The organism is Embleya sp. NPDC055664, assembly GCF_053618075.1.
In genome coordinates this window covers 223,832-240,784 of record NZ_JBSHGZ010000005.1, presented here as the reverse complement: position 1 = coordinate 240,784, position 16,953 = coordinate 223,832, and the positions used below count along the sequence as shown (strand labels likewise).

At 73.2% G+C, this 16,953-nt stretch carries 16 protein-coding genes; 1 reads left to right on the top strand and 15 read right to left on the bottom strand.

The window, feature by feature from the left end; genetic code table 11:
* Nucleotides 1–912: 912 nt before the first annotated feature.
* The 13 genes from ACWGR4_RS11270 to ACWGR4_RS11210 all read right to left on the bottom strand — a co-directional run bounded on the left by ACWGR4_RS11270 (nt 913) and on the right by ACWGR4_RS11210 (nt 12,766).
* The gene (locus ACWGR4_RS11270) at nt 913–1,011 is read right to left on the bottom strand and encodes a 30S ribosomal protein bS22 (RefSeq protein ID WP_012854759.1); all 99 of its coding nucleotides are present in this window, start codon (nt 1,009–1,011) and stop codon (nt 913–915) included.
* Nucleotides 1,012–1,130: 119 nt separating this feature from the next.
* Nucleotides 1,131–1,334 carry a helix-turn-helix domain-containing protein gene (locus ACWGR4_RS11265; RefSeq protein WP_020549639.1) on the bottom strand — a complete coding sequence of 68 codons (204 nt, stop codon included), beginning with the start codon at nt 1,332–1,334 and terminating at the stop codon, nt 1,131–1,133.
* A gap of 146 nt (nt 1,335–1,480) precedes the next feature.
* Entirely contained in the window at nt 1,481–2,299 is an 819-nt protein-coding gene (locus ACWGR4_RS11260; protein WP_379999127.1) for a phosphatase, read from the bottom strand.
* Between the two features lie 54 nt (nt 2,300–2,353).
* Nucleotides 2,354–3,556, bottom strand: coding sequence for an acetoin utilization protein AcuC (locus ACWGR4_RS11255; RefSeq protein WP_452133248.1), 1,203 nt, complete (start codon nt 3,554–3,556; stop codon nt 2,354–2,356).
* Nucleotides 3,557–3,588: 32 nt separating this feature from the next.
* On the bottom strand, nt 3,589–4,794 hold the full coding sequence (locus ACWGR4_RS11250; RefSeq protein ID WP_452133247.1) for an MFS transporter: 1,206 nt from the start codon (nt 4,792–4,794) through the stop codon (nt 3,589–3,591).
* Between the two features lie 102 nt (nt 4,795–4,896).
* Nucleotides 4,897–5,544 carry an HAD family hydrolase gene (locus ACWGR4_RS11245; protein ID WP_452133246.1) on the bottom strand — a complete coding sequence of 216 codons (648 nt, stop codon included), beginning with the start codon at nt 5,542–5,544 and terminating at the stop codon, nt 4,897–4,899.
* Nucleotides 5,541–6,350, bottom strand: a complete 810-nt coding sequence (gene proC / locus ACWGR4_RS11240) for a pyrroline-5-carboxylate reductase (protein WP_379999118.1) — start codon at nt 6,348–6,350, stop codon at nt 5,541–5,543. Before proC ends, ACWGR4_RS11245 begins: the two co-directional genes overlap by 4 nt.
* Nucleotides 6,351–6,466: 116 nt before the next feature.
* On the bottom strand, nt 6,467–7,204 hold the full coding sequence (locus ACWGR4_RS11235; RefSeq protein WP_379999116.1) for an ABC transporter permease: 738 nt from the start codon (nt 7,202–7,204) through the stop codon (nt 6,467–6,469).
* Nucleotides 7,201–7,980 carry an ABC transporter ATP-binding protein gene (locus tag ACWGR4_RS11230; RefSeq protein ID WP_452133245.1) on the bottom strand — a complete coding sequence of 260 codons (780 nt, stop codon included), beginning with the start codon at nt 7,978–7,980 and terminating at the stop codon, nt 7,201–7,203. Before ACWGR4_RS11230 ends, ACWGR4_RS11235 begins: the two co-directional genes overlap by 4 nt.
* A 163-nt stretch (nt 7,981–8,143) precedes the next feature.
* On the bottom strand, nt 8,144–9,997 hold the full coding sequence (gene ilvD, locus ACWGR4_RS11225; RefSeq protein ID WP_379999112.1) for a dihydroxy-acid dehydratase: 1,854 nt from the start codon (nt 9,995–9,997) through the stop codon (nt 8,144–8,146).
* 171 nt (nt 9,998–10,168) lie between these two features.
* The gene (locus ACWGR4_RS11220; protein WP_452133244.1) at nt 10,169–10,801 is read right to left on the bottom strand and encodes a TetR/AcrR family transcriptional regulator; all 633 of its coding nucleotides are present in this window, start codon (nt 10,799–10,801) and stop codon (nt 10,169–10,171) included.
* Nucleotides 10,794–11,609: a sugar phosphate isomerase/epimerase family protein gene (locus ACWGR4_RS11215; RefSeq protein WP_452133249.1), complete on the bottom strand. Its 816-nt coding sequence runs from the start codon at nt 11,607–11,609 to the stop codon at nt 10,794–10,796. Before ACWGR4_RS11215 ends, ACWGR4_RS11220 begins: the two co-directional genes overlap by 8 nt.
* Before the next feature lie 230 nt (nt 11,610–11,839).
* Nucleotides 11,840–12,766: a Ppx/GppA phosphatase family protein gene (locus ACWGR4_RS11210; protein WP_379999108.1), complete on the bottom strand. Its 927-nt coding sequence runs from the start codon at nt 12,764–12,766 to the stop codon at nt 11,840–11,842.
* A gap of 106 nt (nt 12,767–12,872) precedes the next feature.
* On the opposite strand from ACWGR4_RS11210, the gene ACWGR4_RS11205 reads away from it, so the two are divergent.
* A complete protein-coding gene (locus tag ACWGR4_RS11205; protein ID WP_379999106.1) occupies nt 12,873–13,616 on the top strand; it encodes a hypothetical protein in 744 nt (247 codons plus the stop codon).
* Between the two features lie 27 nt (nt 13,617–13,643).
* On the opposite strand, the gene ACWGR4_RS11200 is transcribed toward ACWGR4_RS11205, so the two are convergent.
* Together ACWGR4_RS11200 and ACWGR4_RS11195 are read right to left on the bottom strand one after the other, a co-directional pair.
* Nucleotides 13,644–15,269, bottom strand: a complete 1,626-nt coding sequence (locus tag ACWGR4_RS11200) for a BACON domain-containing protein (protein WP_452133243.1) — start codon at nt 15,267–15,269, stop codon at nt 13,644–13,646.
* Between the two features lie 97 nt (nt 15,270–15,366).
* Nucleotides 15,367–16,881 (bottom strand): BACON domain-containing protein, encoded by a 1,515-nt coding sequence (locus ACWGR4_RS11195; RefSeq protein WP_452133242.1) that lies wholly within the window; start codon nt 16,879–16,881, stop codon nt 15,367–15,369.
* Nucleotides 16,882–16,953: the final 72 nt, after the last annotated feature.

Genomic DNA, 16,953 nt, shown 5'->3' with positions numbered 1-16,953 from the left:
GAGCGCGAGCCCGAGCGCAAAGCACCGGCCCGAAGCGCGGGACGGCCGGAGCACGGGCCCAGGGCGCGAGCCGGAGCGCAGGCTCGAAGCGCCGGCCCGGGGCGCGGGGCCGGGACGCAGGCTCGGGGCTCGGGGCCGGAGCGGGCTCGAAGCGCCGGCCCGGGGCGCGGAGCCGGAGCGCGGGCTCGGAGCGCAAGCCCAAGGCGCGGGCCGGGGCCGGGGCCGGGACGCAGGCTCGAGACCGGGACGCAGGCTCGGGGCGCGGGGCCGAAGGGGGCTCGAAGCGCCGGCCCGGGGCGCGGGGCCGGACGCGGGGCCGGAGCGCGGGCTCGGGGCGCCAGCCCGGGGCTCGGGGCCGGAGCGCGGGACGGCCGGAGCACGGGCCCAGAGTGCGGGCCGGGGGCGCGGGGCCGGGACGCGGGCTCGGGGCGCGGGACGGCCGGAGCACGGGCTCGGAGGGTAGGCCCAGGGCGCGGGGCCGGAGCTCGGAGCGTGGGGCCGGAGCGCCGGCCCGGGACGCGAACCCAGGGCACAGGTTCGGAGCGCGGGTTCGGGCGCGAACCCAGGGCGCCGAACCCGAGGGCACGAACTCGGGACGCTGGGCCCCGGGGCGGCGGACTCAGAGCGAACTCGGAGAGTGGAACCCGAGCCTTCGAACCCAAGCCTTCGAACCCGGGGCCCGAGCGCGAAGCGTCGGAGCCGAGCCTCGCGTCCCGGAGCACCGGACCCGAGGCGCCAGGGCCAAGGCGCCGGGCCCGGCCCCGGGACGCGGCGGCCGGGGCGCGAACCTGGCGCGTCCATCCCGCCGCGCGCACCCGCGCCCGAACGCACGGCGACCGCCCGTCGCGCCCCCGTTTCGGGAGCGCGGCGGGCGGTCGCCCAAGGCTTCAGCGGCGCAAGCCGGTGGGATGCCTACTTCTTGTTGCGACGCTGCACACGCGTCTTCTTGAGAAGCTTGCGGTGCTTCTTCTTCGCCATGCGCTTGCGACGCTTCTTGATGACAGAGCCCACCGACAACCCTCGCTCACGTGACGTTTCTACCGCGCGGAGCCGGATCAGCCCGCACAACTGGGGGTCAGCCTACTCGCCGCCCCGGCCCACCTCTAAACGAGGCGGTCCGTAATGCCCCCCTACGCTGTTTCCACGTAGGAGTCTCGCAGGTAGTCGTGGACGGCCTGCTCCGGAACTCGGAAGGACCGACCAACCCTGATGGCCGGCATCTCGCCACTGTGGACCAGGCGATACACCGTCATCTTGGACACCCGCATCACCGCGGCCACCTCGGCCACAGTCAAGAAGTTGACCTCGTTGAGAGGCCTCTCTCCAGAAGCCATGACGCACCGAACCATTCAGCACGCGTCGGGCGCCGGCTTCCCCTCCGGCGACTGCCACACGCACGTGCGTCCCTCCAGAGTAGTGGCGTGTGGTACCAGTGGGGAAGAGGAGTAGTTATCCCACCTGAATCGCCCATCAGGCTGCTTTACCGATCGATTCCGGACAGTCCGGACCGATCGAGCACGTACGCCATGACCGGTTCGTACAGGTGTGGCGCCACGTTGTCGTCAAGCGGGACGACCACCTCGACCCGCCCCTCCTCGGCCGCCACGAACAGCGCGGGGTCGTTGCAATCCGCGAGGCCGATCGCCGCAACCCCCGCCTGACCTGCGCCTCCGGCCCAGCCGTGGTCGCCGATCAGCAGATCCGGCAGCGGCTCGGACCCGGCCGCCAGCTCGGCCAGCATCGCCCGGATCCCGCGCGCGGAGTGGGTGTGTCGGAAATCTCCCGCGTCGTCCACCACCATCGCCACGTCGCCCCGATACCGGATCGCGCGACTGTGCCCACCCTCGGCCGTGGGCGTGCGATAGCTCCACCCGGCGGCGGGGCGCAGGAGCGTACACCCCGCCTCGCGCAACACGCGCGCCAGCGTGCGGTACCAATCGCCTAGCCCGTTCGGGTGGCCCGTGGCCACGATCACCCGCTCACGACGCTCGGCGGCGAGCGCGATCCGGTCCGCGTACGCGTCCAGCGCGGCCACGGTCAGGTCCGGGTCGATGGTGTCCTGCCCGCTGCGGTGGGCCGGGTCGGCCACCACTCCGCAACGGCGCGCCATCAGCGCGAGTACGTCGTCCGCGGTCCACCGACCGTCCGGCTCCAGGCCGAACAGATGGCCGGGATGCCGCTCGCTCATCAGTCGGTAGTGCCGGAGGTTGTTCTCCCTCGTGGTCGCCACGTCGCCGGCGATCCGGCCGCGCACGAGATGGGAGCGAAGCTCCGAGGGGGTGGGAACCGCAACGGTCACGCACAGCTCCTTGGGTCACGGGTCGGGGTCACCGCAGGCGTCGGGACCACCGGGTCACAGGTCGAACATCGGGTCGAGGCCGTGCACCGGGAAGACCGCCCGCCGGGTGGCCAGAATCGATTGGTCGGTGCGGTCCGCCGGGTCGTATCCGGTGGAGAACGGCCGAAAATCGCCGGTCCCGCCGTCGGTCATCCGGTGCGGACCGGCCTGGCGGGTGAGCATCCGGACCTCCTCGCGCCAGTCGAGCGGCACCTCGCGGGTGGGCTCGATGGCATGACCGGCCGCCTCCGCCACCAGGTGCGTCCACGAGCGCGGCACCACGTCGACGGTCGCGTAGCCCCCGCCGCCGGTGGCTATCCAGCGCCCGCCGGCGTGTTCGTGGGCCAGCGCGTGCAGCGCGGCGTGTGCCGTGCGCTGCGCGTCGAGGCTCAGTGCGAGGTGGGCCAGCGGATCGTCCACGTGGGTGTCCGTACCGTGCTGGGTGACCAGCACGTCGGGGCGGAAGTCCGCAAGCAGCGGCGGCACCACGGCGTCGAACGCGCGCAACCACGCGGCGTCGGCGATGCCGGGCGGCAGCGCAACGTTGACCGCGAAGCCCTCGGCGTCCGGCCCGCCGATCTCGCTCGCGAAACCGGTGCCCGGGAACAGGAAGCGCGGGCTCTCGTGCAGGCTGATCGTGAGCACCCGCGGGTCGTCCCAGAACGCCCGCTGCACACCGTCGCCGTGGTGTACGTCGATGTCCACGTACGCGACCCGCTCGGCGCCGAGTTCGAGCAGGCGCGCGATCGCGAGCGCCGGGTCGTTGTAGATGCAGAACCCGCCCGCGGCGTCGGGCATCGCGTGGTGCAGCCCGCCCGCGAAGTTGATCGCGTGGTCCGCGCCGTCGGGGTCTTCCGGCCCGCGCCACACCGCCTCGGCCGCGGCGATCGAGGCGCCGGCGATCAACGCTGACGCCTCGTGCATCCCGGCGAAGGCGGGGGTGTCCTCGGTGCCGAACCCGAACGTGCCGTCGGCGATCCGGGGGTCGAGCGAGGCGGCGCGCACGGCGGCGGTGTACTCGTCGGTGTGCACCATGGCCAGGTCCGCGTCGGTTGCCGACTTCGGGCTGCGCACCCGCAGTTCGGGGAGGGTATGCAGCCCGAACGCGCGGATCAGGTCGATGGTCAGGCGCAGCCGGACCGGGTTCATCGGGTGCCACGATCCGAAGTCGTACCCGGTCATCCCGTCGTCCCACAGCACGTGCACCGCTCGACTCATGCGGTCACGCTACCGCCCGGGTCGGCTCCCGATCATCGGTCGTGAGCGGGTTCACCGTGCGGGGCGAAGGCGCGGGCGAGCGGCAGTACGGCGAGCACCAGGAACAGCGGCACGAGCATCGCCAGGCGGAACGAGGCCAGGTCGGCGATCCCGCCCACGAGCGGGGTGCCGATCAGGAAGCCGACGTAGTTGAAGATGTTGAGTCGGGCGACCGCCTCGTCGGCGTCCTCCGGCGACTGCCGACCGCCCGCGGCGAAGGTCTGCGGGACCAGTACGCACAACCCCACGCCCAGGATCACGAAGCCGAGCAGGCCCACCGCGGCGTGCGGGGCGGCGAGTACGACCGCGAATCCGGCCGCCGCGACCACCGCACCGCCGCGGACCACCTCGACCATGCCCCAGCGCCGCACCGCGAGGTCGCCGACGCTGCGGCCGACGAGGGTGGTGACCATGTATGCGATGTAGGGGACCACCGCGAACGCCTCGGAGCTGTCCAGCACCTTCTCCAGGTAGACCGCGCTCCAGTTGGCCACCGTCGAGTCGCCGATGTAGGCGAACGTCATGACCAGGCACAGCGGGATCAGCGGACGCCAGGGCAGGGTGCGGCGGGGCCGCTCCGGATCGGCGGCCACGACCTGCGGCGCGTCGTCCGCGTGCAGGTAGCCGGGGCCGACCACGAGCAGGGCCGGCACGGTCAGCGCGGCGGCGCCCGCGTACATCGCGACCAGCGGCACCCCGCCCCACGCGCACAGCCCGGCCGTGCCCGCCCCGGCCAGGCCGCCGAGGCTGTACGAGGCGTGGAAGCCGAGCATGATGCTGCGCCCCGCGCGGGCCTGGATCGCCACGCCCTGCATGTTCATCGTGGCGTCCACCGCGCCCAGGGACAGCCCGAACACGAAGAGCACGATCGCCAACTGCCACAGCCCGTCCCCGGCGCCGACCCCGATCAGGGTGGCGCAGACGATCGGCTGGGACATCCGCAGCACGGTACGACTGCCGAATCGCCGGGCCAGGGCGCCCGCGATCACGCTGCCCACGCCCGCGACGATCGGCACCACGGAGAGCACCGCGGTGAGCGTGCCGTCGCCCATGTCGTAGCGGCGCTGGATCGCCGGGATCCGGGTGACGAGCAGCGCGAAGGACACGCCCTGGATCAAAAAGCACGCGAGCAGGCTGAACCGCGCACGGCGCAGCGTCTCGTCCTTGGCCGACCCGGCGGCCGGTTCTCTCACCCGCATGGGCGAGCACGCTACCGACGGGTCACTTCCACGGACAGGGGCCGAGGAGATCTTTTGATGAACCGTCAGATTCGCCGACCGGACAAAACCCGGCGAAATCCGTCAAATGCCCAATAGTCCCGGCAGCTCGACCATGTCCTTGAACAGCGCGTCGGCGTCCGCGAGCCGTTCCGCCGGCGTCATCGCGGCGTGACCGTACACGGTCATCCCGGCCGCCCGCGCGGCCTCGACCCCCAGCGGGCTGTCCTCGACCACCACGCAGCGCGCGGGATCGACGCCCATGGTCGCCGCCGCGTGCAGGAACAGGTCCGGCGCGGGTTTGCCCCGGGCGACGTCCTGGCTGCTGAAGATGACCGATTCGGGGAAACGCCCGATCAGCCCGGTACGGGTCAGCGCGAGCCGGATCCGCTCATGCGTGCCGGAGGAGGCCAGGCAGTACGGCACGCCCGCGGCGTCCAGCGCGGCCAGCACGTCGACGACCCCCGGCACCGCTTCGAGCTCGGCCCGGAATCCGGCGAACACCCGCTCGTGGTAGACGTGATCGAAGTCCTCGGGCAGCGTGACGCCGTCCCGCTCGCGAACGATCGTGTGCACCCGGGCCATGGTGCCGCCGAGGTAGTCGCGCAGCGAGTCCTCGTAGGCGGTGGGCACGCCGAGTTCGGTGAGCAACGCGGCGAGCACCCGGTTGGCGATCGGCTCGCTGTCCACCAGCACGCCGTCGTTGTCGAACAGGACCAGCTCCGGCCTCACGAAAGGCCCTCGGCGATCTCCTGCGAACGGTTGCTCGCGGCTTCCAGGGCGGCGAGCAGCGCGGCACGCACGCCGTGGTTCTCCAACTCGCGGATCGCCGCGATCGTGGTGCCGGCCGGCGAGGTCACCGCCTCGCGCAGCAGCGTGGGGTGCTCGCCCGAGTCGCGCAGCATCACCGACGCGCCGATCGCGGCCTGCACGATCAGGTCGTGCGCGGCGGCGCGCGGCAGGCCGAGCAAAATGCCGGCGTCGGTCATCGCCTCGACCAGGAAGTAGAAGTAGGCCGGCCCCGAGCCGGACAGCGCGGTGACCGCGTCCTGCTGCTTCTCCGGGACCCGGATGGTCTTGCCGACCGATCCGAAGATCTCCTCGACCCGCTCCAGGTGCGACTCCGTGGCGTGCGCGCCGCCGGAGATCGCGCTCATCCCCTCGTCCACGAGCACGGGGGTGTTGGACATGACGCGCACCACGGGGGTGCCCGCGGCCAGACGGGCCTCCAGGAACTTGGTGGTGATGCCCGCCGCACCGCTGACCACGAGCCGGTCGGCGGGAACGTGCGGGGCCAGTTCGTCCATCAGCGCGCCCATGTCCTGCGGCTTGACGGTCAGGATCAGGATGTCGGCGGCCTTGGCGGCCTCGGCGTTGCTCACCGCCTCGACGCCGTAGCGGCGGCGCAGGTCCTCGGCCCGTTCGGCGCGACGGGTGGTGACGAGGAGGTCGTCGGGGCTCTTGCCCGCCCGGATCATCCCGGACAACAGCGCTTCACCGATTTTCCCGGTGCCGACGACGGCGACCCGCTGAGCCATGGCCCCACACTTTCTCGCGTTCCTGGTCCGTCAGGGGCACGCCCGGTGCCCACGATGGCCACCGTACGGTACGTACACGTGTCCGAGGGTGGGCCCCGACGCGGGTCCCGGGCCGCTCAGGGGGTGCGCCGGCGCAGGGTCAGCGCCCCGAGCCCGAGCGCGGCGAGCACACAGCCGGCGATCACCGCGACATCGCGCAGCAGCAGGCCGGAGACCTCGTGCTCGGTGGAGAGCCGGGTCATCGCGTCCACCGCGTAGGACAGCGGAAGCACGTCGGAGACCGCTTCGAGCACCGGCTGCATACGATCGCGCGGCACGAACAGCCCGCACAGCAGGAACTGCGGCAGGATCACCGCGGGCAGGAACTGCACCGCCTGGAACTCGGTGTCGGCGAACGCGCTCACCAGCAGGCCCAGGGCCATCCCGAGCAGCGCGTTCAGGACCGCGACGCACAGGATCAGCCAGGTCGGCCCGACCACGTCCAGATCGAGCAGCCCGATCGCGAGCCCGGTGGCCACCGTCGCCTGGAGCACCGCGACGATCCCGAACGCGAGCGCGTAGCCGCCGATCAGCTGCATCTTGCCGATCGGCATGGTGAGCAGCCGCTCCAGCGTCCCGGTCGAGCGCTCGCGCAGCGTGGCCACCGAGGCGACCAGGAACATCACCACGAACGGGAAGATCCCCAGCAAGGGCCCGCCGATGTGGTCGAACTGCTCCGGCCGGTCGTCGTAGAGCCAGTACAGCAGCGTGAGCAGCACACACGGCACCAGGAGCATCAGCGCGACGGTGCGCGGGTCGTGCCGCAACTGGCCGAGCACCCGGCGGGCGGTGGCGGTGGTGGCGGTGCCGGTCATGACGTGCTCCTCGGGGCGGATGCGGTCGCGGCGGTCGATGCGGCCGGTCCCGGCTCGGCGGCGGCGTCGACCAGCGCCAGGAAGGCCGCCTCCGCGTCCCGGGTCCCGGTACGGGTGAGCAGCGCCCCGGGCGTGTCGTCGGCCAGCAGCGCGCCGTCGCGCAGCAGCAACAGCCGCTCGCAGCGCTCGGCCTCGTCCATCACGTGGCTGGACACGAGCAGCGTGACGCCGCCGGCCGCGAGCCGGTGGAACAGGCCCCACAGGTCGCGACGCAACACCGGATCCAGGCCGACCGTCGGCTCGTCCAGGACCAACAGCTCCGGTGTCCCGAGCAGCGCGGCGGCCAGCGACACCCGGGCCCGCTGCCCGCCGGACAGCCGGGCCACCGCGGCGTCCTGCCGATCGGTCAGGTCCACCTCGCGCAGCACCCGGTCGAGGTCGTCGGCCGCGGCGCCGAGGAGCCGGCCGAAGTAGCGCAGGTTCTCCCGCACGGTCAGATCCGCGTACACCGACGGCGCCTGCGTCACATAGCCGATCGCGCTGCGCAGCCGCCGATGCCCGGCGGGCAGCCCGAGCACGTCCAGCCGCCCGCTCACCCGCGCCTGCACGCCGACGATCGCCCGCATCAGCGTGCTCTTGCCGCACCCGCTCGGCCCGAGCAGCCCGGTGACACTCCCGCGCGGCACGGCGAACGAGACGTCGTCGAGCACCACGCGCCCGCCGCGCACGACCCGCAGCCCTTCGGCGCGGATCGCGTCCTCGCCATAATTCATCATGTGTTGAATATGCGCTTCCCCCCTGACGCCGTCAAGCGATTCCCTACGATTTCCCCCAGTCGACAAAGGGGCGACCATGGGGGCCGGTCGACCCCGTGAGCCGAAAAAGGGCGCCCCGGCCGCAGCCGGGACGCCCCTTCGAAAACGTGCTACGCGCGACGCGTCAGTCGAACAACGACACGTCCCGCACCGCGCCCTTGTCCGCGCTGGTGGCCATCGCCGCGTACGCCTTCAGCGCCGTGCTGACCACCCGCTCGCGCTTCGCCGGGCGGTACTTGCCCAGGTCGTGCAGCAGGTGCTCGCGCCGCTCGGCCAGCTCCTCGAAGGAGACCTCCAGCTCGATCCGGCGATTGGGGATGTCGATGGTGATGATGTCGCCGTCGCGCACCAGCGCGATCGCGCCGCCGGCCGCCGCCTCGGGCGAGACGTGCCCGATGGACAGCCCCGAGGTGCCGCCGGAAAAACGCCCGTCGGTGATCAACGCGCACTTCGCGCCGAGCCCGCGACCCTTGAGGAACGACGTCGGGTACAACATCTCCTGCATGCCCGGACCGCCCTTGGGGCCCTCGTAGCGGACCACCACCACGTCGCCCTCCTTGACCCGCTTGGTCAGGATGGCGTCGACCGCCTCCTCCTGCGACTCGACCACCACGGCCGGGCCGGAGAAGGTCCAGATCGACTCGTCCACGCCGGCGGTCTTGACCACGCAACCCGCCTCGGCGAGGTTGCCGTACAGGATGCCCAGGCCACCGTCGCGGCTGTACGCGTGCGCCACGTCGCGGATGCAGCCCGAGGCCACGTCCAGGTCGAGCGAGTCCCAGCGCTCCGACTGGCTGAACGCGGTGGCCGAGCGCACACAGCCCGGCGCCGCGTGGAACAGCTCGACCGCCTCGGCCGAGGGCGAACCGCCGCGCACGTCCCAGGTCTTGAGCCATTCGGCGAGCGAGTCGGCGTGCACCGAGGTGACGTCCTCGTGCAGCAGCCCGGCCCGGTACAGCTCGCCGAGCAGCGCCGGCACGCCGCCCGCCCGGTGCACGTCCTCCACGTGGTACGGCGCGTTGTTCGGCGCGACCTTCGCCAGGCACGGCACCCGACGCGAGAGCGCGTCGATGTCGGCCATGGTGAAGTCCAGCTCGGCCTCCTGCGCGGCGGCGAGCAGGTGCAGGATCGTGTTGGTCGAGCCGCCCATCGCGATGTCCATCGCCATCGCGTTCTCGAACGCCTGGCGGGTGGCCACGTTGCGCGGGAGCACGCTCTCGTCGTCCTGCTCGTAGTAGCGCTTGGTGATCTCCACGATCGTGCGGCCCGCGCCCTCGTACAGCGCCTTGCGCGCGGTGTGCGTGGCCAGCACCGAGCCGTTGCCCGGCAGCGCCAGGCCCATCGCCTCGACCAGGAAGTTCATCGAGTTGGCGGTGAACATGCCCGCGCACGACCCGCAGGTCGGACACGCGGCGTCCTCGATCCGCTCCAGGTCCTCGTCGGAGACCTTGTCCGACGCGGAGTCGGCGATCGCGGTGATCAGGTCCAGGTGCGGACGCACCCGACCGTCCACCATCACCGCGGTGCCGGCCTCCATCGGACCGCCGGAGACGAACACGGCGGGGATGTTCAGCCGCAGCGCGGCCATCAGCATGCCGGGGGTGATCTTGTCGCAGTTGGACACGCACACGATCGCGTCGGCCTGGTGCGCGTTGACCATGTATTCGACCGCGTCGGCGATCAGCTCGCGCGAGGGCAGCGAATAGAGCATGCCCGAGTGGCCCATCGCGATGCCGTCGTCGACGGCGATCGTGTTGAACTCGCGCGGGATGCCGCCGGCGGCGGAGATCGCCTCGGAGACGATGCGGCCGACGGGCTGGAGGTGGGTGTGCCCCGGTACGAACTCGGTGAAGCTGTTGGCGACCGCGATGATCGGCTTGCCGAAGTCCGCACGCTTGACGCCTGCGGCCATGAGGAGCGCGCGAGCGCCCGCCATTTCGCGACCGTGGGTGACCGTCCGAGACCTGAGTTGCGGCACTGCACACACCCTCTCAGCAATTCACCGGTGGATCCGGGTGCTTTCGAGCTTACGTCCGCGGCCGGGAACGACGGCGCGGCCGTCCACGATGCGACCGTCGGCGGGGGTTGGAGGACATGCGCCGGCGCCGGGCCGGCCGGGGCGTCGTGCGGGTGGGCGCGCGGCGGTCGGTCAGCCGTTCAGGTGACGCTGGAGGATCGGTGCGAGCCGGCGAACGAGTTCGGCCGGCGGCGTCGAGGCGATCGGCTCCAGGCACACCACGTAGCGGGTCAGCGCGACCCCGAGCAGCTGGCTCACGCACAAATTCGCGCGCAGTGCCGCGTCCGGGCCGCCGATGCCCTCGGCCAGGCGCGTGGTCAACTCCGCGCCGACGAACTCGCGAAAGGCCGGGTTGCCGCCCCCGTCCAGCACCACGGTGCGCAGGATGGCCAACAGCCGGGTGCCGGTGTCCGGGTGTTCCCACAGCGCCACGAACGACTCGGCCAGCCGCTCGCCCGCGTGCTCGACACCGTGCGCGAACACCGTGCCGACCAGTGTCGCGGGGTCCAGCGGCAGGTCCATGGCCGCGATGAACACCCGGTCCTTGGAGCCGAAGTAGTGGTGCACGAGGGCGGGATCCACCCCGGCGCCGCGGGCGATCGCCCGGACCGACGCGCCCGCGTAGCCGCGCGCGGCGAACTCGGTGCGGGCCGCCTCCAGGATCCCGGTCCGGGTCCGGGAGGCATCCCCGCGCCGACCGGGCGGCCTGCCCGGACCGCGCCGCCGGACGTCGGGCGCGTCGGCGGCGGTCTTCGGGTCAGCCATGCCGGCGCTCCGCCCCGGCCTCGGCCGCCAGGTGCAGCCGGGTGTACGCCAGCGCCTCGGCGAGGTCGGCCTCGCGCTCGGCGCGACTGCCGCACCGGCGGGTGTTCACCTCGAGCACGACCGCGCCGGTGAACGAGGTGCGGGCCAGGTGCTCCAGGACTTCCGCGCACGGCTGGGTGCCGCGTCCGGGCACCAGGTGCTCGTCCTTGAGCGAGCCGCTGCCGTCGGCCAGGTGTACGTGCCCGAGCCGGTCGCCCATGCGGGCCAGCATGTCCAGCGCGTCCGAGCGCGAGGTCGCGGTGTGCGACAGGTCGAGGGTGAAGTGCCGGTAGTCCTCGTCGGCGGGGTCCCAGTCCGGCGCGTACGCCGCGACCTCCTTGTCCCGGTAGCGCAGCGGGAACATGTTCTCCACCGCGAACAGCACGTCGGTCTCGCCGGCCATGCGCTCGATCCCGCGCACGAAGTCGCGGGCGTAGCTGCGCTGCCAGCGAAACGGCGGATGCACCACGACCGTGCGCGCGCCCAGCCGCATCGCCGCGTCCCGCGCGCGCACCAGCTTGGCCCACGGGTCGGTGCCCCACACCCGCTGGGTGATCAGCAGACAGGGCGCGTGCACGGACAGGATCGGCATCGCGTGGTGGTCGGACAACCGGCGCAGCGCCTCGATGTCCTGGCTGACCGGATCGGTCGAGACCATCACCTCGACACCGTCGTAGCCGAGCCGGGCCGCGATCTCGAAACCGTCCGCGGTGGACTCGGGGTACACGGAGGCGGTGGACAGGGCGATCTTTGCGTCGGGCACCCGCAACACCGCGTCCGGCACGCGTGCCGCGGCGGGGTCGGACCCCGTACCCGTGAGTATGTCGTGGTCGGCCACGTCGCCCAGAGTAGAACCATCGACCGCCGGATCGACCTCGTCCCGCCGCATCGGCGCGTCCGATCCGAACCGAATCGCCACCCGACGCCCCGTCCGGCTCGACCTCATCGGCCCCGATCGGCCGGATTCGTCCCGACCCGACGCGTCGCCGCCGGCGGGCCTCAGTCCATCCAGTCCAGCCGGCGCAGGATGATCCCCTCCCGCAGCGCCCACGGACAGATCTCCAACGTGTTCACGTCGAACAGGTCCAACGCGGCGTCGGCCACTATGGCGCCGGCCACCAGCTGCGGCGCGCGTCCCACCGACACCCCCGGCAGCGCGGCCCGCTCGGTCGCGGTCATCGTCGCCAGCCGGGGCAGCCAGTCGGCCAGCCCGGTCCGGCTCAGCGAACGTTTGACGTAGGGGCCCTCCCCCGAGGACGGCGCGCCAGCGATCCGGGCGAGCTGCTTGAACGTCTTGGACGTGGCCACCACGTGGTCGGGCCGGCCGAGTCGGCTGAACTCGGCGACCGTGCGGGCGATCTCGGCCCGCACGTGCTTGCGCAGCACCCGTACCTCGTCCGCCGTGGGCGGGTCGGTGTGCAGCCAGTTCCGGGTCAGCCGGCCCGCGCCCAGCGGCAGCGAGGCGGCCGCGTCCGGCTCCTCGTCCACGCCCGCCGCGATCTCCAGCGAGCCGCCGCCGATGTCCAGGACGAGCAGCCGACCGGAGGACCAGCCGAACCAGCGGCGCACCGCCAGGAAGGTCAGCCGGGCCTCGTCCGCGCCGGTGAGCACCTGCAGGTCCACCCCGGTCTCGCTCCGCACCCGGTCGAGCACCGCCTCGGAGTTGGCCGCCTCGCGCACCGCCGAGGTGGCGAACGGCAGCAGGTCCTCGACGCCCTTGTCCTCGGCCACCTCGAGCGCCGCCGCCATCGTGCGGACCAGCAGATCTATCCCGTGCGGGGCGATGCTCCCGTCCGGCTCCAGCAGCTCGGCCAGGCGCAGCTCGCGCTTGTGCGAGTACGCGGGAAGGGGCCGAGCACCCTGATGGGCGTCGACCACGAGCAGGTGGACCGTATTCGAGCCCACGTCGAGAACACCGAGTCGCATGGTGACGAAGGTAATCCGTCGACCCGGGCGGGCGAGCGGGGGCGTTCCCTCGCTTGCCACGCCTTTGCCGAACCGGACATCCCGCCCGGCGCTCTACGCTGGTGGTGTGCCTGAGGTAGACCTGGATTTTCCGCGTGCTTGGTTCGAGTTTCCCGACCCCGACGACGCCGATCAGCTGTTCCGCTGCGATCTGACCTGGTTGACCTCGCGTTGGCAGTGCATCTTCGGTGCCGGCTGCCATGGCGTGGTGGCCGGGCGGGCGCCCGACGGGTGTTGTTCGCTGGGCGCGCACTGGTCGGACGAGGACGACGAGAAACGGGTGCTGGCCTGGGCCGAACGGCTGACCCCGCAGACCTGGCAGTTCCACGACCTGGCCGCCCGGAAGGGGGTCAGCGAGTTCGAGGACGGCGACAAGCGCACCCGGCTGGTCGACGGCGCGTGTGTGTTCCTGAACCGGCCCGGCTTCGCCGGCGGCGCCGGGTGCTCGCTGCACGCGCTCGCGCTGCGTGAGGGTGTGCATCCGTTGGAGACCAAGCCGGACGTGTGCTGGCAACTGCCGGTGCGGCGGACCTACGACTGGATCGACCGCCCGGACGAGACGCGCGTGCTGATGGTGACGATCGGCGAGTACGACCGCCGGGGCTGGGGCCCGGGCGGCCACGACCTGCACTGGTGGTGCACCGGGAGCACCGAGGCGCACGGCGCGGGCGAGCCGGTGTACGAGTCCTACGGGCCGGAGCTGCGCGAGCTGATGGGCGAGGCGGCCTACGCGGTCCTGGTCGAGGCGTGCCGGGCCCGGCTGGCCGGCGGTCGGCCGATCGCGCCGCACCCGGCGGATCCGGTCGACTGACCGGGGCCCGGCCCGGACCGGGCCGGCTCAGCGGCCGGCGGCCGGGCGGCTCGGCGGCGGCGTGCTCGCGGGCGCGCCGGTCGGCGGCGGGCCCGACGTGGCCGGGTCGCCGGTGCGGCCCTCGATGGTGACCACCGTGCCACCCGGCTCGATCACCACCTTGGCCGACCACGACCCCCGGGGCGCCTTCGCGGTGACGACCGAGATCGTGACGGTGTCCTCCTGCCCCGGCGCGAGCGTGCCGTGCGCTCGGCTCAGGCGCAGCCAGGCCGCCCCGGTCCGAGCCTGCCAGTCGACCGGGACCGCGCCGACGTTGCGCAGCGTGATCATGGTGCGATCGCCGGTGTGTGTGGCCGTGACCAGCGGCGGCACGGGGGTGGGGTCGGCGGGCGGCGGCACGAACACGACGCCCGGCGCGATCGGGTCCGGCGGCGTCACGGGCGGCGCGACGGCGGCCGGCGCCGAGCCGCGTCCGTGCGACGGGCCGCCGACACCGGGCCGCACGGCGGTCGCGGCCGGGGAGGCCGGCGGCGCCGCGGGCACGTTCGGCACGGTCCCGTCGGCGGTGTCCACGTGCGCCGACGCGATGGTGACCACCCTGGCGGTCGGCCCGGCGGCCGACCCGCCGGAGGCCTGCCACAGGGCCAGCGCGGGCGCGGCCACCACGGCGGCCACCACGACCGCCGCGATCACCGTGGCCCGGCGGCGATTGCCGCGCTCGACCACCCGGGCCCGAAAGACCGGGAAGCCGGCCCGGTCGAACTCGGCGACCCGGCGGGCGAGCTCCGGCGGCCGCTGGGCGGAGCGGCCCTTGCCCACCTCGCCCAGCACCTCGATCCGCAGCGCCGCGGGCGGGGCGACCAGCGCGAGGGCGACCGGCGCCGCCGCGGCGCCCGTGGTCGGCGCGAGCAGGGTCGCCGCGCGGCGCACGTGCGGCCCGCACCGCCGACACGTCTCGACGTGCGCGATCAATCGTTCGCGCAGCGCCGAGGTGAGCCGCCCGGTGGCCAACTCCTGGCCCTCGGGGCAGCCGTGCGAGGCCTCGGCGCCCGCGACCGCCGCCCGGGTCCGGTCCACCTCGCGCCCGGCGCACAGGAGCAGGCTGCGGGCGTGCTGCTCGTCACAGCCGAGCACGGCGGCCAGGCCACGCGGATCGAGCCCGTGCCGGACCGACAACTCCAGCACCTCGCGCCGCTCCGGCGCCAGTCCCACCGCGTCGGGCCAGGCAAGTTCGTCCAGGTCGCCGCACCGAGCGGGCACGCGCCCGGCCTCGGTGCCGGGGAACAGGTCGGTCGGCTCGTCGGCGTCGCCCGCCAGCGGCGGCAGGCTGCGCTCGTGCGCCCACACCACCCGTACGTCCTCGGGCCGGGCGGGCCCGGTGCCGACTCGCACGTGGGCGTCGAGGCGGACCAGGCACTCGTAGCGGGCGAGCGCGTACAACCACGGTTTGAGCAGATCCAGGTCCGGCAGTCGGCCGATGTGACGGTCGGCGAGCACGAACGTGCTGCGGAGGGATTCCGCGGCCGCCCGATGGTCGCGCAGCACCGACAGGCAGTAGGTGTAGAGCCCTTCGGCGTAGGCGTCGTAGGCGGCGCGTCCCCACGAAAGCACCGCGCCGGGGGCCGATGCCCGGCCGGTTACCGAATCCGTCACGTTCGTGAACGTAGGTGTCGGAGAGCCGTCGACTCAGGCGATTTGCACTTTCATACGCCTTTCGAGATCGACAATCATACTTTCGAGTGAATATCCGTCACCTTTGCCGGAATTCGTTCGTCGGACCTCCGCGCGACGCCGGTCCTCCGGTGACCGTCAGCGAAACACCGGTCGGATTCGCCGAAACGGTAACTGCCCACGTGGTGGCCGGTGCCCTGTCCGGATTCGCCGAGATCGTGATCGATATCGACTGGCCGTTGGCCAGTGTGCCGGCATGCGAACCCACCGTGAGCCAGTCGTTTTCCGACACCGCCAGCGACCAGGTGACCGGCCCGCCGGTCGCGGTGAGCCGGACGGTCTGCGCGGCGCCGCCCGCGCCGAGGTCCACCGTCGAGCGGGACCAGGACAGCGTGCCCGGCGCCGCCGGATTGCCCGCGTCGGTGCCGCCCGACCGGGGAAGGGTCGCCGGCCCGCCGGCGAGCGGGGCGGCGGCGTTCGTCGAGGGTTTGGCGCTTCGGCTCGTCCGCGCGGTCGGCTTCGCGGCGGCGGCCCGGGTGCTCGGCGCCGAGGTCGGCACCGCCCGCGTCGTCGACGGCGCGGACGCGGTAGTCGGGACCACACTCGCCGACGCGGCCGGCGGCTCGGCCGGATGCAGCGCCGGCGGCTGCTCCGGGAGCGGCGCCGAACTCAGCGCGATCGGCGTGTCGTGCTCGGCCCCGGGCCGCAACAGCACCGCCGTGCCGAGCACCAGCGCGACGGCCGTCGCACACGCGGCCACCACCGGCACCCGCGACCTCGGCCGACCCGTGCCCTTCGGAAAGCCGCCCCGCTCGACCGGATCCACCGGTTCGGCCGCGCCGTCCGCGCGCAGCGCCATCCGGATCGCGTACGGCGCGTTGGCCGCCGCGCCGCCCGCGAGCAGCGCCCGCGCCTCCACCGGTCCCGGGCGCAGCGCCACGCAGTCCGGGCAGGAGTCGACGTGCAGGTGCAGCGGTTGCCGCAGCCCCGCCTCGACCGCGGCCCCCGCCTCCGGCAGCAGCAGCGCGAGTTCGGGGCAGTCCCGCCGCGCGTGCGTGGCCACCGCGTACACCGCGAGCGCCTGCTCGAACTGCACCGGTCCATGCGCGAGCAGCCGCGCCGTCCGCCGCTCGGACACGCCCAGCACATCCGCCACTTCGGCGTCACTCAGGCGGTGCCGCGCCGACAGGTCCAGGGCGATCCGCTCGTCCTCGTCGACCGCCCACAGCGCGTACGGCACCAGCGGCGCCAGTCGGCGTCGATCGGGCACCGACCACCCCGCGCCACCCGCGGCCAAGACCTGCTCGACCACCCCGGGACCGGGCCGCTCCACCGCCGCCCGCTCGGCCACGACCCGCACCAGCGCGTACAACAGCGCCCGGCTCCGGCGCGGGTCGCGCAACGCGCGGATCCGCTCCGGCGCGAGCGTCAGCGCCTCGCGCACCACCCGCTCGGCGACCCGGGGCCGGTACCCGAGCGCCACGCAGAAGCCGAACAACGCATCACCGTGGGTGTCGTACAACGCCACCGCGTCGGGCACCGCGCCCGTTTCGTCCGCCGTTCCGGATTCCCGCACCGCACCGTCCCCCACCATGCCGCCACACGGTAGGCACAACGCCCGACCGCCACCATCGCTTTGCCCACCCGGTGACAGGATCAAGACATT

Bases quoted from the DNA above. Each gene is read 5' to 3' on its own strand.
- ACWGR4_RS11265 (WP_020549639.1), bottom strand. From the start codon at position 1,334: ATGGCTTCTGGAGAGAGGCCTCTCAACGAGGTCAACTTCTTGACTGTG.
- ACWGR4_RS11255 (WP_452133248.1), bottom strand. From the start codon at position 3,556: ATGAGTCGAGCGGTGCACGTGCTGTGGGACGACGGGATGACCGGGTAC.
- ACWGR4_RS11250 (WP_452133247.1), bottom strand. From the start codon at position 4,794: ATGCGGGTGAGAGAACCGGCCGCCGGGTCGGCCAAGGACGAGACGCTG.
- proC (WP_379999118.1), bottom strand. From the start codon at position 6,350: ATGGCTCAGCGGGTCGCCGTCGTCGGCACCGGGAAAATCGGTGAAGCG.
- ACWGR4_RS11235 (WP_379999116.1), bottom strand. From the start codon at position 7,204: ATGACCGGCACCGCCACCACCGCCACCGCCCGCCGGGTGCTCGGCCAG.
- ACWGR4_RS11230 (WP_452133245.1), bottom strand. From the start codon at position 7,980: ATGATGAATTATGGCGAGGACGCGATCCGCGCCGAAGGGCTGCGGGTC.
- ACWGR4_RS11220 (WP_452133244.1), bottom strand. From the start codon at position 10,801: ATGGCTGACCCGAAGACCGCCGCCGACGCGCCCGACGTCCGGCGGCGC.
- ACWGR4_RS11210 (WP_379999108.1), bottom strand. From the start codon at position 12,766: ATGCGACTCGGTGTTCTCGACGTGGGCTCGAATACGGTCCACCTGCTC.
- ACWGR4_RS11195 (WP_452133242.1), bottom strand. From the start codon at position 16,881: ATGGTGGGGGACGGTGCGGTGCGGGAATCCGGAACGGCGGACGAAACG.